Origin of the sequence: Cellulosimicrobium sp. XJ-DQ-B-000 (assembly GCF_031119065.1) — a bacterium.
In the GTDB taxonomy this organism is placed as follows: domain Bacteria; phylum Actinomycetota; class Actinomycetes; order Actinomycetales; family Cellulomonadaceae; genus Cellulosimicrobium; species Cellulosimicrobium funkei.
In genome coordinates, this window is record NZ_JAVHYN010000003.1 from 281,104 (window position 1) to 299,313 (window position 18,210).

Annotated in this window: 10 protein-coding genes and 1 tRNA gene; 10 read left to right on the top strand and 1 reads right to left on the bottom strand. The window is 75.8% G+C overall.

The window, feature by feature from the left end; genetic code table 11:
• Positions 1-81 precede the first annotated feature (81 nt).
• Entirely contained in the window at positions 82-2,844 is a 2,763-nt protein-coding gene (aceE, locus tag RDI86_RS07430; RefSeq protein WP_076405503.1) for a pyruvate dehydrogenase (acetyl-transferring), homodimeric type, read from the bottom strand.
• A 430-nt stretch (positions 2,845-3,274) separates the two neighbouring features.
• Here aceE and RDI86_RS07435 point away from each other — a divergent pair, with 430 nt between their 5' ends.
• The 10 genes from RDI86_RS07435 to RDI86_RS07480 all read left to right on the top strand — a co-directional run bounded on the left by RDI86_RS07435 (position 3,275) and on the right by RDI86_RS07480 (position 18,204).
• Positions 3,275-3,688 (top strand): DUF3052 domain-containing protein, encoded by a 414-nt coding sequence (locus RDI86_RS07435; RefSeq protein WP_031316633.1) that lies wholly within the window; start codon positions 3,275-3,277, stop codon positions 3,686-3,688.
• Positions 3,672-4,169 (top strand): peroxiredoxin, encoded by a 498-nt coding sequence (locus tag RDI86_RS07440; protein ID WP_021483100.1) that lies wholly within the window; start codon positions 3,672-3,674, stop codon positions 4,167-4,169. Before RDI86_RS07435 ends, RDI86_RS07440 begins: the two co-directional genes overlap by 17 nt.
• 69 nt (positions 4,170-4,238) lie before the next feature.
• Positions 4,239-4,312: transfer RNA gene (locus RDI86_RS07445), tRNA-Val, on the top strand.
• Positions 4,313-4,454: 142 nt separating this feature from the next.
• Complete coding sequence (locus RDI86_RS07450; RefSeq protein WP_308821053.1) at positions 4,455-8,183, top strand: DUF4132 domain-containing protein; 3,729 nt, start codon at positions 4,455-4,457, stop codon at positions 8,181-8,183.
• Positions 8,184-8,219: 36 nt separating this feature from the next.
• The gene (locus tag RDI86_RS07455; protein ID WP_308821054.1) at positions 8,220-9,641 is read left to right on the top strand and encodes a YihY/virulence factor BrkB family protein; all 1,422 of its coding nucleotides are present in this window, start codon (positions 8,220-8,222) and stop codon (positions 9,639-9,641) included.
• Positions 9,638-10,762 carry an AAA family ATPase gene (locus tag RDI86_RS07460; protein ID WP_251176182.1) on the top strand — a complete coding sequence of 375 codons (1,125 nt, stop codon included), beginning with the start codon at positions 9,638-9,640 and terminating at the stop codon, positions 10,760-10,762. The genes RDI86_RS07455 and RDI86_RS07460 overlap by 4 nt, the downstream gene beginning before the upstream one ends.
• Positions 10,753-13,260 (top strand): DUF5682 family protein, encoded by a 2,508-nt coding sequence (locus tag RDI86_RS07465; protein ID WP_308821055.1) that lies wholly within the window; start codon positions 10,753-10,755, stop codon positions 13,258-13,260. The genes RDI86_RS07460 and RDI86_RS07465 overlap by 10 nt, the downstream gene beginning before the upstream one ends.
• The gene (locus tag RDI86_RS07470; RefSeq protein ID WP_308821056.1) at positions 13,236-14,435 is read left to right on the top strand and encodes a VWA domain-containing protein; all 1,200 of its coding nucleotides are present in this window, start codon (positions 13,236-13,238) and stop codon (positions 14,433-14,435) included. The genes RDI86_RS07465 and RDI86_RS07470 overlap by 25 nt, the downstream gene beginning before the upstream one ends.
• Complete coding sequence (locus RDI86_RS07475) at positions 14,432-16,516, top strand: hypothetical protein (RefSeq protein ID WP_308821057.1); 2,085 nt, start codon at positions 14,432-14,434, stop codon at positions 16,514-16,516. The genes RDI86_RS07470 and RDI86_RS07475 overlap by 4 nt, the downstream gene beginning before the upstream one ends.
• A complete protein-coding gene (locus tag RDI86_RS07480; protein ID WP_308821058.1) occupies positions 16,513-18,204 on the top strand; it encodes a bifunctional 3'-5' exonuclease/DNA polymerase in 1,692 nt (563 codons plus the stop codon). The genes RDI86_RS07475 and RDI86_RS07480 overlap by 4 nt, the downstream gene beginning before the upstream one ends.
• Positions 18,205-18,210 lie beyond the last annotated feature (6 nt).

Below are 18,210 nucleotides of genomic sequence, written 5' to 3' on the forward strand. Positions count from 1 at the left end.
CGGCGTCCGGCACCTTCCGGAGACGACGACGGCCGGCCACCCCGCGGGGTGACCGGCCGTCGTCGTCTCAGGCGGTGGCCGTCAGGCCTCGCCGCCCGCGTTGCCGGACGTGCCGGCGGTGACGTCCATCAGGCGGTACTTCTCGATCGCGCGGGCCGACGCGTCCGCGGGGACCTTGCCCTGCTTGGCGAGCGCCTGGAGCGTGCGCACGACGACGGACGGGCCGTCGATCTTGAAGTGCCGGCGGGCCGCCGCGCGCGTGTCCGAGAACCCGAAGCCGTCGGCGCCGAGCACCTCGTAGTCGCCCGGGACCCACTTGCGGATCTGGTCGGGGACCAGGTGGTCGTAGTCGCTCGTCGCGACGAACGGCCCCTCGGCGCCGGAGAGCTTCTCCGTGACGAACGGGACGCGCGCCGGGGCGGCCGGGTCGAGGAACGCGGCCTGGTCGGCGGCGAGCGCGTCGCGCCGCAGCTCGTTCCAGCTCGTCACGCTCCACACGTCCGCCGCGACGCCCCAGTCCTCCCGCAGGAGCTGCTGCGCCTCGAGCGCCCACGGCACGCCGACGCCCGACGCGAGGATCTGGGCGCGCGGCCCGTCGCCCTCGCCCACGGAGATGCGGTGGATGCCCTTGAGGATGCCCTCGACGTCCACGTCCTCCGGCTCGGCCGGCTGGACCATCGGCTCGTTGTACACCGTGAGGTAGTACATGACGTTCTGGTCGCGGCCGTCCGCGCCCACGCCGTGCTCGCCGGGACCGAACATGCGCTCGATGCCGTCGCGCACGATGTGCCGGATCTCGTAGCCGAACGCCGGGTCGTACTGGACGATCGCGGTGTTCGTGCCCGCGAGGAGCGGCGAGTGGCCGTCGGCGTGCTGCAGGCCCTCGCCCGTGAGCGTGGTGCGGCCCGCGGTCGCGCCGATGATGAAGCCGCGCGTGAGCTGGTCGCCCGCCGCCCAGAACTGGTCGCCGGTGCGCTGGAAGCCGAACATCGAGTAGAAGATGTAGAACGGCACCATGATCTCGCCCTGCGTGGCGTAGGACGTGCCGACCGACTGGAAGGCGGCCGCGGAGCCCGCCTCGTTGATGCCGGTGTGCATGATCTGCCCGGCCTCGGACTCCTTGTAGCTCAGCATGAGCTCACGGTCCACGGCGAGGTAGTGCTGGCCCTGGGTGTTGAAGATCTTCGCCGACGGGAAGATCGAGTCCAGGCCGAACGTGCGGGCCTCGTCGGGAATGATCGGCACGACGCGCTTGCCGAACTCCTTGTCCTTGATGAGGTCCTTGAGCAGCCGGACGAACGCCATCGTCGTGGCGATCTCCTGCTGGCCCGAGCCCTTCTTGAGGATCTCGTAGGACTTGTCGCCGGGCAGGGTGATCGGCTTCGGCGACGAGCGGCGCTCGGGCACGAACCCGCCGAGCTGCTGGCGACGGTTCAGCAGGTACTGGATCTCCGGCGCGTCGGGGCCCGGGTGGTAGTACGGGGGCTCGTACGGGTTGGCGTCGAGCTCCTCGTCCGTGATCGGGATCCGCAGGGAGTCGCGCAGCGCCTTGAGGTCGGCCAGGCCGACCTTCTTCATCTGGTGCGTCGCGTTGCGGCCCGCGAACGACGGCCCGAGCGCGTAGCCCTTGACCGTGTGCGCGAGGATCACGGTCGGCTGGCCCGTGTGGGCGCGCGCCGCCGCGTAGGCCGCGTAGATCTTGCGGTAGTCGTGGCCGCCGCGCTTGAGGTTCCAGATGTCGTCGTCGGTCATGTTCTCGACGAGCGCCTTCGTCCGCGGGTCGCGGCCGAAGAAGTGCTCGCGGATGAACGCGCCGGACTCCGCACGGTACGTCTGGTAGTCGCCGTCGGGCGTGACGTTCATGAGGTTGACCAGGGCGCGGTCCTTGTCCGCGTTGAGCAGGACGTCCCACTCACGGCCCCAGATGACCTTGATGACGTTCCAGCCCGCACCGCGGAACTGCGCCTCGAGCTCCTGGATGATCTTGCCGTTGCCGCGCACCGGGCCGTCGAGGCGCTGCAGGTTGCAGTTCACGACGAAGGTCAGGTTGTCGAGCTGCTGCTGCGCCGCGAGCTGGAGCATGCCGCGCGACTCGGGCTCGTCCATCTCGCCGTCGCCGAGGAACGCCCACACGTCCTGCTGCTCCGTGTCACGGATGCCGCGGTTGTGCAGGTACTTGTCCGTCCACGCCTGGTAGATCGCGCTCGCCGGGCCGAGACCCATGGAGACGGTCGGGTACTCCCAGAAGTCGGGCATGAGCCGCGGGTGCGGGTACGACGGCAGGCCGCCGCCCGGGTGCGACTTCTCCTGGCGGAACCCGTCGAGCTGGTCCGCGGAGAGCCGGCCCTCGAGGAAGGCGCGCGCGTACACGCCGGGGGAGGCGTGGCCCTGGAAGTAGACCTGGTCGCCGCCGCCCGGGTGGTCCTTGCCGCGGAAGAAGTGGTTCAGGCCCACCTCGTACAGCGTCGCCACCGACGCGTAGGAGGAGATGTGGCCGCCGACGCCGATGCCGGGCCGCTGCGCCCGCGTCACCATGACGGCGGCGTTCCAGCGGATCCACGAGCGGTAGCGGCGCTCCAGCGCCTCGTCGCCGGGGAAGTAGGGCTCCTCGTGCACACCGATGGTGTTCACGTAGGGGGTGGTCAGGGAGGTCGGGACGGCGACGTTGCGCTCCCGGGCCCTCTTGAGCAGGTTCAGCAGGACGTAGCGGGCGCGCGGGCCCCCGCGGTCGTCGATCAGGCCGTCGAGGGCCTCGACCCACTCGCCGGTCTCGGCGGGGTCGAAGTCCGGAACCTGGCTGAGCAGACCGTTGATCAGCGGTCCGGTCTCGTCGTACGAAGCCACCAGCAACCTCATATCTCGTCGGATGCCGGGTGTCGGCCGCGCGGTACACGGCCGACACCCGTCTCGGGCCCACTCCGGGCACGCGGCCGCGGCCGCTGGTGGCGACCGCGCCTCTTCACGAGACCAGGGTGGTCTACCCATTGTGTTCACAACGCGCGCGTAAGTCACACCATCGGGTGGTCAAGAGGGCGTGATTTCGGCGACACGGGCCGGACGGCGTGCGCGCCGCCGTCGTGCGGCCGCCCGGCCGTGCCCGGCCACGGCCGACGACCCGCGCGACGGCCGTCCGTGGGCGGTGCCTTGCCAAGCACCGCACCCTGCGGTGGGCTACCTTTGCCAGACACGGCAGGTCGTCGTGCGCGCGGGCGCCCGCCCGGGCGCGCGCGACGGCCCACCGCACGGACAGGACGAGGAAAGGAACGACACGACAGTGACCGACACCGTAGGGCCCAGCGGGGCGGACCGACTGGGGTTCGCGCCCGGCAACGTGGTCCAGGAGTTCGGCTGGGCGGACGACGTCGACGACGACCTGCGCGGTGAGCTCGAGGAGCTCGTCGGCGGCGAGCTCGTCGACGAGGACTACGACGACGTCACGGACGGCGTGGTCGTGTGGTTCCGCCAGGACGACGGCGACCTCACCGACCTGCTCGTGGACGTCCAGACCGTGCTCGACGACGGCGGCCTCATCTGGGTGCTCACCCCGAAGCCCGGCCGGCCGGGCCACGTGGGCCACAACGACATCCAGGAGGCCGCGACCACGGCCGGGCTGCACGCGACGAGCACGTTCGCCATCGCGCCCGACTGGTCCGCGACGAAGCTCGGGACCCGTGGCCGCGGTCGCTGACGACGCCGCGACGACCGGGCGCACCACGCCGCCCGGTCCGGGCGACCCGGCGCCCGACTTCACGCTGCCGGACACCCACGGCACGCCCGTCCACCTCGCGGACCTGCAGGGTGGGCCGGTGCTCCTCGTGTTCTACCCCTTCGCGTTCTCGGGGATCTGCACGGGCGAGCTGTGCGAGCTGCGCGACAACCTCGAGGAGTTCGAGGCGGCCGGCGTCACGCTGCTCGGCATCTCGTGCGACTCGGTGTTCGCGCAGAAGGCGTGGACCGCGCAGGAGGGCTTCGAGTTCGACCTGCTCTCCGACTTCTGGCCGCACGGGGACGTCGCGCGGGCCTACGGCGTCCTCGACGAGGACAACGGCCTCGCGCTGCGCGGCTCGTTCCTGCTCGACGCCGACGGGATCGTGCGGTGGTCGGTCGTGAACCCGCGCGGGCAGCGTCGTGACCTCGACGGTTACCGACGGGCGCTGGAACAGCTCTGAGCCCTGGGAGCCGGGCGGTCGTGGCAGGTGGCGGGGTGCCGACCCGGTAGGCTGTGCTCCGCCGTTCCAGGGCCTGTAGCTCAGCTGGTTAGAGCGCCACGCTTACACCGTGGATGTCGGGGGTTCGAGTCCCTCCGGGCCCACCCACCACTCCCTTCCCGCCAGTCACGGTCGTGCCGTGCTGCGACGTGGCACCCGCCGCCCGTGCGAGGGCAGCGCGCCGTGTCGGCGGCCGCCCCTAGCATCGGGCCCACCAGCAGCGACGACGTGACGGTGAGGTAGAGGGTGCTCGAGAAGGTCAAGGGTCTGTTCCGGCGTGACGAGGGGCAGACAGGAGGCGACCGCCCGAGCGCTCGGCTCGTCGACGCCCTGAAGGTGCTCGCCGTCGCGTCGCCGGAGCTCGAGGACCGTGCGGTCGCGTACGTGCACCGGGGCGAGGGTCCTGAGGTGCTGCTCGAGCTGGAGGCGCTGCGGGGCGGCGACGTCGAGGCGCTCCTCGGCCGTCCCGGTCAGTCCGGGGCCTACTCGTGGACGACCCCCGCCCAGGACGACCGGTTGAAGGCCGCCGTGCCGGGGTGGACGTCGGCCAAGGCGGTCACGGCGCGCTCCAACCTCTACACGCTCTCGGACTCCGTCACCGTCCCGGAGCTCGTGCGCCTCGGCCGCGTCCTCAGCGCGGTCTCGTCCGAGGTGGACCGCGAGCGGGCGTCGGACCCGCGCTGGCTCACCACGCTCGTCAACGACATGTCGCGGCGCGCGAACGAACGCCGGCACGGCCAGAAGGGCAAGGGCGCGCCCGACCGCTGGACGCCGGACCTGCTCGTGGCCCTCGCGGTGGAGGGCGGCGTGCCGGAGGCGGACGCGCCGGCGGTGGTGCTGCGCGAGCTGTTCGAGCGGCCGGCGTCGGCAGGCTGGGCGTCGCGGCACCTGGGCCCGGCGCTGCTCGGCGACCCGGCGCGGGAGTTCGTCGTCGCGCACCTTGACGTCGCGACGCAGGTCCTGCCGGGGGTGAGCGCCGCGGGGCGAGGTGAGCTCGTGGCGCTCGTCGCGGGGGACCCGGCGGCGACCGAGACGCTCGCCCCGCTGCTCGCCGTGCTCGCCGCGGACACGAGCAAGGCGGTGCGCGAGGCGGCGGTCGCCGCGCTCGTCCCGCTTCCCGCGGCGCGCCAGCGCGAGCTCCTCGCCCCTCTGCTCACGTCGCTCCCGGCCTCGCGGCTCGGCGCCGTGGTGACGCGGCTCGCCCAGGTCGACGGCGGTCTGGCCACCCTGGAGGAGGCGGCCGAGCGGTCGACGGGCGCCCGGGCGACGCTGCTGCGCGACACCGTCGAGCGAGCGCGTGTGCTCGACGCCGCGCAGGAGGACGAGCCCGAGATCGACGTGCCGCCCTTCGAGCCGCTGCCGGAGACGGTGCTCGGCGACGAGCTCGTGCGGGCCGCGCGAGCCGCGATCGACACCGCCCTCGAGCGCGCCCGCGCCGACCACGCGGCGAACGCAGGGAAGAAGGACGACGACGGGTGGCCGCGGTGGCGCCGTCTGACCGTCGAGCAGGACCTCAAGGAGCTGCCGGGCATCACCGACGAGGACATCCGGGTCTTCGCGGCGTTCCTGTCCGGGACGAGCACCCGGCGCCCCGGCGGCGTCGTCATGCGCCGGCTGTCCGCGCCGGGCGTCTTCTCGCGCCTCCCGGGCATCACGCTCCTGCACCGGCTGCGGCTGCAGGGGAACGAGGGGCGCGGGCGCAGCGAGCGGTTCGGCTGGTACCGGCTCCACGAGGGCGACCTTCTCGACGTCGACCTGCGCGTCCTCGACGAGGCGCTGCGGCGCATCGGACGCGACGACGCCGGGGCGCTGGTCGACGAGCTGTACTTCTCGACCTGGTGGGCGACCGACACGGTGACCCCCGAGCACGCGTGGCCGTACTACGCGGGGCATCTCGACCGGCTCGCCGCCGCGCTCGACGACCGCGAGCGCACGTACGGCAGCGCCAAGCCGGCCCGGGCGCTCGCGGTGCTCGCACAGCTGCCGCAGGTCCCGCGCCGGTTCCTGCCGCGCCTGACCGAGCTCGCGCTGGGCGAGGGCCGCACCTATCGCGCGACGGCGCAGGCGGCCCTGAGCACGCACCCCGGGGTGCGCGGGCTGGCCGAGCAGGGCCTGGGCAACGGCCGGTCCGAGGTGCGCCGCAGCGCGGCGGAGTGGCTCGCCCGGCTCGGCGACGTCGAGGCGGTGCCCGCGCTGCGCGCCGCGCTCGGCAAGGAGCGCAGCGAGGTCGTGCGCGCCGCGCTCCTCACGGCGCTCGAGGCGCTGGGCGAGGACATCTCGGCCGACCTCGCGCCCGAGGCGCTGCTCGCGGAGGCGACCAAGGGCCTGCGCGCGAAGAAGCCGGTCAGCATGGCGTGGTTCGACCTCGACGCGCTACCCGCGGCCCGCTGGGCGGCGGACGGCTCGCCGGTGGACCCGACGGTCCTGCGCTGGTGGGTCGTGCTCGCGGTCAAGCTCAAGGACCCGAGCGGTGCCGGGCTGCTGGAGCGGTACCTGTCGCTGCTGCAGGAGGAGGACCGCGCACGGCTCGGCAGCCACGTGCTCGCGGCGTGGGTCGCGCAGGACACGCGCAACCCCTCGCCGCAGGAGAGCGACGCGTACGCGACGGCCGGTGCCCAGCTGCGGTACGACCAGTACCAGGCCTGGGCCAAACGCTCGCCCGAGCACTACTCGGTCGAGGCGTCCAAGACGCTCGAGGACCACCACCGCGACCTGTACCGCGAGCACCAGGCCACGTACGTCGGCTCGGCGGTCAAGGACAAGGGTCTGCTCGCGCTGACCGTCGCGATGCCGGGCGCCGAGCTCGCCGCGACGTTCCAGCGCTACGCGAAGGCGCACGTCGGGCGTCGCGCGCAGACCGAGGCGCTCGTGCACGCGCTCGCGGCGAACGGGCAGCCGGCCGCGATCCAGGAGCTCCTCGCCGTCTCGCGACGGTTCCGTCAGGCGACGGTCCAGGAGACCGCGCAGCGCCTGGCGGCCGAGCTCGCGGAGCGGCGCGGCTGGACGGCGGACCAGCTCGCCGACCGCACCGTCCAGACCGCGGGGTTCGAGGACGACGGGCTGCTCCACCTCGACCTCGGCTCCCGGGAGTACGTCGGGCGCATCACCCCCGCCTTCACGCTCGAGCTCACGAGCGACGCCGGGAAGGTGGTCAAGGCACTCCCGGCGCCCCGGGCGCAGGACGACCCCGAGCTCGTCGCGGCCGCCAAGAAGCAGCTCACCGCGAGTCGCAAGGAGCTCAAGGCCGTCGTCGCCCTGCAGACCCAGCGGCTCTACGAGGCGATGTGCGTGGGCCGCACGTGGACGGCGTCGGAGTGGCAGGAGTACCTCCTCGGGCACCCCGTGATGTCGCGGCTCGTCGAGCGGCTCGTCTGGGTCGAGAACCCCGGGACGGAGGGTGCCCGCCCGTTCCGGCCCGACGGCGGCGCGCTCGTCGACGCCGACGACGAGGACGTGGAGCTCGGGGCAGAGTCCACGGTCGGGCTCGCGCACGCCGTCCTGCTCGGCCCGGAGGCGACGGCGGCCTGGACGGCGCACCTGGCGGACTACGAGGTCGCCCCGCTCTTCGCGCAGCTCGACGTCACGACGCCCGACGTCCCCGCGGGTGCGACCGCGATCGACGACCACAAGGGCTGGTTCTCCGACAGCTTCTCGATCCGCGGGCGCGCCACGAAGCGGGGCTACTCCCGCTCGCAGGCCGAGGACGCCGGGTGGTTCAGCGCGTACACCAAGGCGTTCACGAGCGCGGGGATCGTCGTGCAGATCGAGTTCACGGGGTCGTTCGTCCCGGAGGAGAACATCCCGGCCGCGGTGACGGCGCTGACGTTCGAGCGGACGGGCCGCGGCTCCGGACGGGGGACCGCGCGGATCGCGGACCTGCCGCCCGTTCTCGTCGCGGAGGCGTACCGCGACTACGTGGCGGTGGCCGAGGCGGGGTCGTTCGACCCCGACTGGGAGCGGAAGAGCCAGTGGTGACCCGGCGGACGCTCCCGTGAGCGGCGGCGCCGCCCCGTGATCGTCGTCGCGACGCTCGCCTGGCTGCTCGTCGCCGTGCTCGCGCGCCGGTCGCCGGCGGTCCGGTCCGCCGTGAGCACGGCGACGTCGACGCTGCTCGCCCTCGCGGGGGTCGGGGCGGTCGTCGTCGTCGTGGCCGTCGCCGCGGACGACGGCGGGACCCGGGCGCTCGGCGCGCTCGCGAGCGTGCCCGCCGCGGCCGGCGCGGTCGCGGCGGGTACGTGGTGCGCGCGAGCGGTGGTCCGCCCCTGGACGGTGCGGCGGCGCGAGCGTGCTGCGGGCCGGGTCCCGTGGCAGGACCGCGTGCTCGCCGCCGCGGCGCGCACCGGGCCGCGCGTGCGGGGCGTGCGCGTCGCCGACGTCGCCGCCCGCTCGGCGTTCCGCGTCGCCGGGGTCCGCGTCACGGGCCTCGCCGCCGAGATGTCGTACTACGGCCTCATCTCGCTCATCCCGCTGACGACCGCGATCGGGTCGAGCCTCGGCTTCCTGCGCCCGCTCCTCGGCGACGACACCGTCGACTCGATCCGCTCGTCGATCGTCGGCGGGCTCACCACGGTGTTCGCCGAGCACGTGTCGACCTCGGTCGTCGCGCCGCTCGTCGACAGCCTCCTCGACGAGCAGCGCACCGGGTTCGCCGTCGGGTCGTTCCTCGTCGCGCTCTGGCTCGCGAGCCGCGTCTTCCGCGCGGCGGTCCGCGCCCTGGACGACGCGTACGGCGTCGAGCGGCGCCGCGGGGTCGTGGCGCAGTACGTCCTGGGGGTCGCGCTCGCCCTCGGCGCGATCGTCACGGCGGTGTCCGTCGTCGCGCTCGTCGTCGTCGGCCCGCTCCTGGGTGACGGCGCCGACCTGGCCGAGCGGCTCGGTCTCGACGCGGCCTTCCGGCAGACGTGGGACGTGCTGCGCTGGCCGACCGTCGTGCTCGTCTGCGGCGCGTACCTCACGCTGCTCTACCGCTACGCACCGAACGTCGACACGACGTGGCGGCGGTGCCTGCCGGGCGCGGCCGTCGGTACCGGCGGCGTCCTCGTCGTGTCCTGGGGGTTCGGTCTCTACGTCCGGCTCGCGGGACCGGCGGCGCCGGGCTCCGAGGCGGGGACGACGGCGGTCGTCCAGGCGGCCGGGCAGATGCTCGGCCTCGTCCTCGCCGGGGTCCTCTGGGGCTGGCTCACGAGCATCGTCGTGCTCGTGGGCGGCGTCGTGAACGCGGAGGCCGACCCGCACCGCGTGGTCCCGGCGGGACGCGCCACGGGCGCAGCCTGGGCCGGTGGGGAGAGCGCCCCCGTGACGGGCACGGCCGCCGAACCCGTCGACGACCGCTCCCGCGGCACCGGCGCCGGCCGTGTGGGACGCGGCTCCTACGCTGACCTGCAGGATCACGGGCACGGTGCCCGCGACCGGACCGAGGAGGAGCCCGGGTGACGAGCACGACGACCGGTGACGAGCAGGCGCTCGCGGAGCTGCGACCGCCGGCGGAGGTCCGGTACGCCGACGAGCTCGCGGTGCTCGCGCAGGCCGACGCCCGACGCGGGGCCGACGTCCCGCCGGGCTGGCGCCTGAGCCCGCGCGCGGTGCGGGCGTTCGTCGTGGGCGACCGGGAGCTGGGCGTGAGCCGCAAGTTCTTCGGCGACGACCCGCTCGTCGACCGCGCGGTCGTGTCGTTGCTCGGCCGGCAGGGCCTCATGCTCGTCGGTGAGCCCGGTACGGCCAAGTCCCTGCTGTCCGAGCTGCTCGCGGCGGCCGCGAGCGGCACGTCGACCCTCACGGTGCAGGGCACCGCGGGCACGAGCGAGGACCACGTGCGGTACTCGTGGAACTACGCGCTCCTCATCGCGGAGGGGCCGAGCGAGCGCTCGCTCGTCCCGTCGCCCGTCTACCGCGCGATGGAGAGCGGGCGCGTCGCGCGGTTCGAGGAGATCACGCGCTGCGCCCCGGAGATCCAGGACACGCTCGTCTCCGTGCTGTCCGAGAAGCAGCTCATGGTCCCCGAGCTCGGCGCCGACGCCCGCGTCGCGGCGCGGCCCGGGTTCAACGTGCTCGCCACGGCGAACCTGCGCGACCGCGGGGTCCACGAGATGTCGGCCGCGCTCAAGCGGCGCTTCAACTTCGAGACGGTCGCGCCGATCCGCGACCGCGCGTTCGAGATCGAGCTCGTCGAGACGCGCCTCACCGCCGAGCTCGGGCCCGTCGAGGACCGCCCGGTGCTCGACCGTGACGTGCTCGAGGTGCTCGTCACCGTGTTCCAGGACCTGCGCACCGGCACGACGGCGAGCGGCGCACCGGTCAAGCGCCCCGAGACCGTGATGTCGACGGCGGAGGCGGTGAACGTCGCGATCGCGGCGTCGCTCGAGGCGCGCTACCTCGGTGACGGCACGGTCACGGCGGGGCAGGTCGCGCGCCAGGTGGGCGGCGTCGCGCTCAAGGGCGACGAGGAGGACGCGCGGCGGCTGCGGCACTACGTGGACAACGTCGTGCGGGAGCGCGCGCGGTCCGACGCACGCTGGAAGGACTTCCTCACGGCGGCGGGCGACCTGTGGCGGTAGCCCGGCGCGCCGCGTGGGACGCCGCGCCGCCGCGGCTGCGACAGGCGGCCCACGACCTCGCGCTGCTGCGCGAGCGCGACGGCGTGCACCTCGTCGGGGTGCGCCACCACAGTCCCGCCTGCGCGGTCGCGGTGGCCGCGCTGGTCGCCGAGATCCGGCCGTCCGTCGTGCTCGTCGAGGGGCCCGAGGAGTACACGCGTCTCCTGCCCGCGCTGCTCGACGAGCGGACGGTCCCGCCCGTAGCGGTCCTCAGCCTCGCCGGCGACCTCGCGGACGCCGCGGGAGGCGGCGTGCGCGCCGCGGGCTTCTACCCGCTCGCGCGGTACTCGCCCGAGTGGGTCGCCGTGCGCGCGGGGCACGCGGCGGGCGCGGAGCTCGCGTTCGTCGACTCCCCGTGGGGGGAGCGGGCAGGAGAGGAGGACGACGAGCGGGGAGCCGCCGCGCGGACCGTCCTCGCGGAGCGCCACCTCGCGCACTCGCGCACGGTCGCCCGGCTCGCGGAGCGGCTCGGGTGCCGCGACCACGACGAGCTGTGGGACCACCTCTTCGAGGCGCGCGAGACGGCGCGCCTGCGCGACTGGCGCGAGCTCGTCGACGACGTGTTCGCGTGGGCCGCGCTCGCGCGGCTCGACTACGAGGACGAGGCGCTCGCCGCCGACGGCTCGCTCGACCGCGAGGCGCGCATGTCCGCGCGCGTCGCGGAGCACGCCGCGCGTGCGGACGGGCCGGTCGTCGTCGTGACGGGGGCGTTCCACACCCTCGCGCTCGTCGAGGCGCTCGTCGGGAGCGAGTACGGCACGGCGGTCGTGGCGCGGCGCCCCGCGGACGGGTACGGCGACCTCGCCGACGCTCCCGCGTGGCTCGTCCGCTACGACGACGAGCGGCTCGACGCCCTGCGGGGGTACGGCGCGGGCATGCCCGCGCCGGGCTACTACGACCGGCTCTGGGCCGCGCACCACGACCCGGCCGGGCTCGCTGCCGCCGCGGCCGGGGTGCTGGTCGACGTCGGGCGCGGGGCGTCGGAGCGCGGGGCCCTCGTGAGCGTGGCGCAGTCCCAGGCCGCCGTCGAGCACGCGCACCGGCTCGCGGCCCTGCGGGAACGGCCCTGGCCGTGCCGCACCGACCTGCTCGACGCGATCACCTCGTGCTACGTGAAGGACCCGGACGACCTGGACGCCGCGGGCGACCGACCGCTCGGTCTCGCGGTCGCCGAGGTCTTCGCCGGGCGCGCGCTCGGCGACGTCGCCCCGGGCGGTGCGGCCCCGCCGCTCGTCGAGGAGGCGCGTGCCCGCGCCCGGGCGCTGCGCCTCGACGTGTCCGACGCCGTGCCGCGCACCGTGCGGCTCGACGCCCGCCGTCGTGCCGCGCACCGCGACCGGCGCCGGTTCCTCGCGCTGTGCGCGTTCCTCGAGCTGGGCTTCGCCCGCCGGGTCTCCGGCCCCGACCACGTCGCGGGCCGCGGGCTGGGCCTCGTGCTGGAGGAGTGGACGTACGCGTGGACGCCGCTCGTCGAGGCGCGCCTCGTCGAGCTCTCCCACCGCGGGGCGACGCTCGAGGCGGTCGCGGTCGCGCTGCTCGACGACGCACGTGAGCGGGCGCGCGAGGAGCGCTCGAGCGACGCCGTCGCGCGCCTCGTCGCGCAGTGCGTCGTCGTCGGCCTGCCGGAGCGGCTGCCCCCGCTCGTCGCCCTCGTGCGCACGACGCTCGACGTGGACCCGTCGCTCGCGTCCGTCGTCGCGGGCATGCGACGGCTCGTCGCGCTGTGGCGGGCGCGCGTCGAGCTGGAGCTGGGCGACCACGCGCAGGCCCTGCTCGACCTCGCGGAGCAGGGGCTGGCCACGACCGCGTACCTGGTCCCGGACCTCGCGGCGGCCGACGCGACGACGCAGGACGACGCCCTGGCGAGCGTCGTCGCGCTGCGGTCCCTCGTGCGCGACGTGCGCGGCGCAGGCCGGGACGGACCGGGCTCGGCGGCCGCGACGGTGGGGCAGGCGCTCGCGCGCGTCCGCGAGGACGCCGACGCGTCCCCGGCGGTGCGCGGGGCGCTCACCGCGTTCGCCGCCGTCGACGACGAGCTCGACGACGAGCCCGGCGACCACGGGCTCGTCGAGCGGGTGCGCGCCCAGCTCGCACCCGGCGCGGACCCCGTGGCGGCGACGGCGTTTCTCGGCGGGGTCCTGCGCGCAGCCCCGGACCTGCTGCTCCACACGCCGGAGATGTTCGACGCCGTCGACGAGGGCTTGCGTGGTCTCGACGAGGACGCGTTCCGAGCGGTCCTGCCGGACCTACGGCGCGCGTTCACGTGGTTGCGGCCGACCGAGACGCACCGGCTCGCCGAGCGCGTCGCCGCGCGCACCGGGACGCGCGCGGACGCGCTGGACCGGCGCGTGCACGTCTCGGAGGACGACCTGCGGGCCGCGCTGGTGGTGGAGCGCGAGCTCGTCGCCGTGCTCGAGCGGGACGGGCTGGGCGCGTGGGCTCGCGGGAGCGCCTCGTGACGGCGGGCGGCGGTCTCGGCGTGGCCGGGCGGGCGGACGACCAGGAGGCCGCGCGGCGCTGGCGGCTCGTGCTGGGCCGGTACGCGGGCGACACGCTGCCCGTGGCGCCACCGGACCAGGCGCTGGACCGCACGCTCGGGCACCTCTACGACCGCGAGTACACCGCGCGCGGCCACCGGCACGGCACCGGGGGAGACGCCGGCGAGGGCCGGGGCCGCGGAGGTGGCCGCGGAGGGTCGGTCGTCGAAGGGCTCGACTGGCTGGGGTCGGCGCGCGAGCTGTTCCCGCGCGAGACGTTCGAGCGCATGCAGGTCGAGGCGGTCGGCCGGTACGGCATGACCGAGCTGCTCGCGGACCCGCAGGCGGTCGAGGCCGTCGAGCCGAGCACGGAGCTGGCGTCGGCGCTCCTGCGCGTGCGGGGCAGGCTCGGGCCGCAGGTCCAGGACGGGCTGCGACGGATCGTCGCGCGCGTCGTCGAGGACGTGGTGCGCCGCCTGCGCCCCCGCTTCGTGACGGCCGTCGACGGGCGCCGGGACCGGTCCCGCCGCTCGTTCGTGCGATCCAGCCGCACGTTCGACGCCGCCGCGACGGTCCGCGCGAACCTCGGCCGCTGGGACCCGGAGCGCGGGCGCCTGGTCGTCACGGACCTGCGCTTCTCGGCGCGGCGGCGTCGGGCGCTGTCGTACGACGTCGTGCTGCTCGTCGACCAGTCGGGGTCCATGGCGGCCTCGGTGCTCTACAGCGCGGTGAGCGCGGGCATCCTCGCGGGGCTGCCGGGGATCACGGTCCGCCTCGTCCTGTTCGACACGGCGGTCGTCGACATGTCGCACCTCGCGCACGACCCGGTGACGGTGCTGCTCACCGCGCAGCTCGGCGGGGGGACCGACATCGCGCGCGCCGTGCGGTACGCGGAGCAGCACGTGCGCGACCCGCGGCGCACGGTCGTCGCGCTCGTCAGCGACTTCGAGGAGGGCGGCTCGGTGTCGCAGCTGGTGTCCGCGGTGGGGCGCCTGCACGCGTCGGGCGTCCGGCTGCTCGGGCTCGCGGCCCTCGACGGGCAGGCGAACCCTGCGTACGACCGCGGCGTCGCGCGCCGGCTCGCCGAGCAGGGCATGGAGATCGCGGCGCTCACGCCGGAGCGGTTCGCCGAGTGGCTCGGCGAGGTGCTCCCGTGAGCGGGTCCGGCGCCGGGCCCGGTGCGTGGGCCGCGGTGTACGCGGGGTACGACGACGCCGCCCTCGCCACCATCGCGAGCCCGGGTCTCGTCCGGCGCGCCCGCAAGGACGTCGCGGCCGGGCGGGTCGAGCCGGTCGAGGCGCGCCCCGACGGCGTCGTGGTGTCCGTGGGCGGGGTGCGGGTCGAGCTCGACGCGCGCGGTCCCGCCGGGGCGCGGTGCGCGTGCCCGACGCCGGGCACGTGCCAGCACGTCGTGGCCGCGAGCCTGTGGGCGCGGGAGGCGGGTGCCGCACCCGCGGCGGCTCCCGCCGCGGCAGGTGACGGCGCGGCGCCGTCCGCCCCCACCCCGGACCCGGTGGCGGAGATCCTCGCGCTCGACCCGCGCGTCGTGCACCGTGCCGCGGGCGCCGCCGTCGTGCGGGCGGTCGCCGAGACCGTGCCTGCTGATCCCGTGGAGGGGGCGGTCGGTGGGCCGCCGGTGGAGGTGGCGGTCGACGGCCCGCGCGCGGAGGTCTCGTGGCCCGGCGCGCCGCGCGTCACGTACGTCGCGGGGGCGGGGTTCCCGGGGATGCTCGTGGCCCGCGAGGGGGCGGCGTGGAGCGACGCCGACGAGCGCCGGTGGCGGCTGGAGGCGCTCGTGCACGTGTGGCGTGCGCACGGCCGGCCGTGGCCCTGGCCCGAGCGAGCCGCCGCGACGCCGCGTGCCACGGGCGTCCCCGACGCACGGGCGGTGGCCGACGAGGTCGTGCGCGCGGTCGAGCGGCTGCTCGACGTCGGGCTCTCGCACGTCGGCCGCGACGACCTGGAGGAGCTGCGCGGTGCGGGCGTGGTGGCGCGGCTCGGCCGGCGGCCCGCGGTCCAGCGCCTCGTGACGTCCGCGGTCGGGCGGCTCGAGGCGCTCGCGGACCGCCGCGACGCGGTCGACGAGACGGACTGCCTCCTCGCGCTGGCCGAGCTGTGGGCGTACGTGCAGGCGGAGCCCCCGCCCGACGCCGGCACGCCCGACGAGCGCCCGACCGACCTCGCGCGGGTCGTGCCGCTCGGTGCACGGTGGTGGGTCGCGGCGTCGGGCGCGCGGGGTGTGACCGTGCACCTGTGGGACGCGGACGCCGGGCGCGTGCGGTCGGTCACCACCGGCCGCCCGCCGGGCGCCGACCCGACCTTCCGGCGCTCGTGGGACCTCCCGCTCGTCTGGGGCCGCTCGGTCGAGGCGCTGTGCCGCGGCCCGTTCGCGCTGCGGGGCGCGACCGAGCGTGCGGATACCGGGCTGCGCGCGGGCGAGGGGCCCGCCGTCGAGCCGCTCGGGGCGCTCGACGCCGACGAGCTCCGCGACGTCGCGGCCCGCACCGCGACGACCCCGCCGCGGGCCGAGGCCGGGTTCGGCCGGGCGCCCGCCGCCGTGCGGGTCGTCATGGTGCGCGAGGTGGGGGCGATCGCCCTCGACGAGGTCGCGCAGGAGCTCACGTGGACGCTGGTCGCGGCGGACGGCACGGAGACGGTCGTGCGCGTCGACGCCGCGGACGAGGCGGCGTGCGACACCCTGCTCGGGGTCGCGGCGGGGAACCGGCGTGTGGTCGCCGTCGCCGTCGAGCGCGACCTCGCGTCGCGGAGCGACGAGGCCGTCGGGCTGTTCGTCGACCGCCCGGGCGAGGGCCTCGACGTCGTCGTCCCGACGCTGACGCCGGCGTACGACCACCGGGCATGGTCGACCCCGTGGACCCGGCTCCGCGCCCGGGTCCGGTCGCTGCGCGGGCGCGCCGGCACGCACGCGCGGGAGGTGGTCGTGCCCACGCCCGTCGAGGAGGTGTGCGACACGCTGCTCGACACGGTCGTGGCGCTCGCCGCCACGGGGCGCCGGCACCTCACGCCCCACCAGGCGAGCGCGCTCGCGCGCGCCGCGCGCACCGCCGACGACCTCGGGGCGACGACGCTCGCCGCCACGGTCGGCCTCGTCGCGCACGAGCCGGACGCCCCCCGGCTCCTGCGGGCCGGCTTCGTCGCGTCCCGGGGTCGGACGCTCGCGCGCGCCGTGGCCGCCGCGCCCGACCCCGGGCCCCGAGCACGGGAGGTGAGCGCGTGAGCACCTACGCCGTCCACGTCGGCTCGCCGGGGCGGGCCCGGGTCGAGCACGTCTCGGACGGCCCGGCGGACCCGGTCCGCGAGACCTGGGACGACACGAACCGGTGGTACCCGCCCCTGCTCACGGCCGGGCGGCGCGTGGAGCGGTCGCACGACCTGCGCCTGTCCCACGTGCTGCTACGACGCTCGCGGCTCGTCGCGGGCACGCCGTTCGCGCGGCGCGACCCCGGGCCGTGGGACGCGCTCGCCGCGGTACCGGCCGGGCGCGACCCGTCCGCGCCGCGGCAGCCCGTCGGGCTCTTCGAGCTCGGTGCGCAGGACGGCCCGAGCGTGCGGCTCGACCCCGTCGCCGAGCTTCGCGACCAGCTCGTGACCGTCGCCGCCGCGGACGGGCCGGACGCCGCTGGGCGGCTGCGGCTCCTGCTGGCCGCTGAGTCCGCGGGCGCACTCGTCGCCGCCGAGATGCACCACGCGGGCGTGCCGTGGCGCGCCGACGTGCACGACGCGATCCTCAGCGGCGAGCTCGGGCCGCGGCCGCGGCCGGGCGAGCGGCCCGCGCGCATGGAGGAGCTCGTCGCGCGCATCCGTACGGCGCTCGACGCGCCGCCCACGCTCAACCCCGACTCCCACCCCGACCTGCTCAAGGCGCTGCAGTACGCGGGCGTCGGCGTGCGGTCCCTGCGCAAGGGAGAGCTCGAGCGCACGGACCACCCCGTCGTCGAGCCGCTGCTGGAGTACAAGAAGCTCGCGCGGCTCCTCACGGCGAACGGCTGGGCGTGGCTCGACACCTGGGTGCACGACGGCCGGTTCCGTACCGAGTACGTCGTGGGCGGGGTCGTCACGGGCCGGTGGGCGTCGAGCGGCGGGGGAGCGCTGCAGCTCCCGAAGCAGGTGCGGCGCGCCGTCGTCGCGGACCCGGGCTGGCGGCTCGTCGTGGCCGACGCCGCGCAGCTCGAGCCGCGCGTGCTCGCCGGGCTCGCGCACGACGAGCGCATGGCCGCCGCGGGTCGCGGCGGCGACATGTACGCGGGGATCGTCGCGTCGGGCGCCGTCGCGACCCGCGACCACGCGAAGGTGGGGATGCTCGGCGCGATGTACGGCGGCACGACCGGCGACAGCGCGCTCGTGCTCCCGCGGCTCGCGAAGGCGTTCCCCGACGCCATCGGCCTCGTGGAGCGCGCCGCCCAGGCGGGTGAGCGCGGGGAGATCGTCTCGACGCTCCTCGGCCGCAGCTCCCCGCGCCCCGGCGAGTCGTGGCACGCCGCGCAGGACGGGGCGTACGCGGTCGAGGAGGTCGGTGCCACGGAGGACGCCGCGTCCGGGGCCGACGCGCAGGCGCGGGCCCGGTCGTACACGCGGGCCTGGGGCCGGTTCACGCGCAACTTCGTCGTGCAGGGCACCGCCGCCGAGTGGGCGCTGTGCTGGCTCGCGTCGATCCGGCGGCGGCTGTGGGACCTGCCCCTCGCCGCGACCCCCGGGGCGGCGCCCGCCCCGTTCGCCGACCGGGCGCACCTCGTCTTCTTCCTGCACGACGAGGTCGTCGTGCACGCGCCGGCCGAGCTCGCCGAGACGGTCGCGCACGAGGTCCGCGCCGCGGCGGCCGAGGCGGGGCGCCTCCTGTTCGGCGACTTCCCGGTCGACTTCCCGCTCACGGTCGCGGTCGTCGACCACTACGCCGAGGCGAAGTGAGACGCG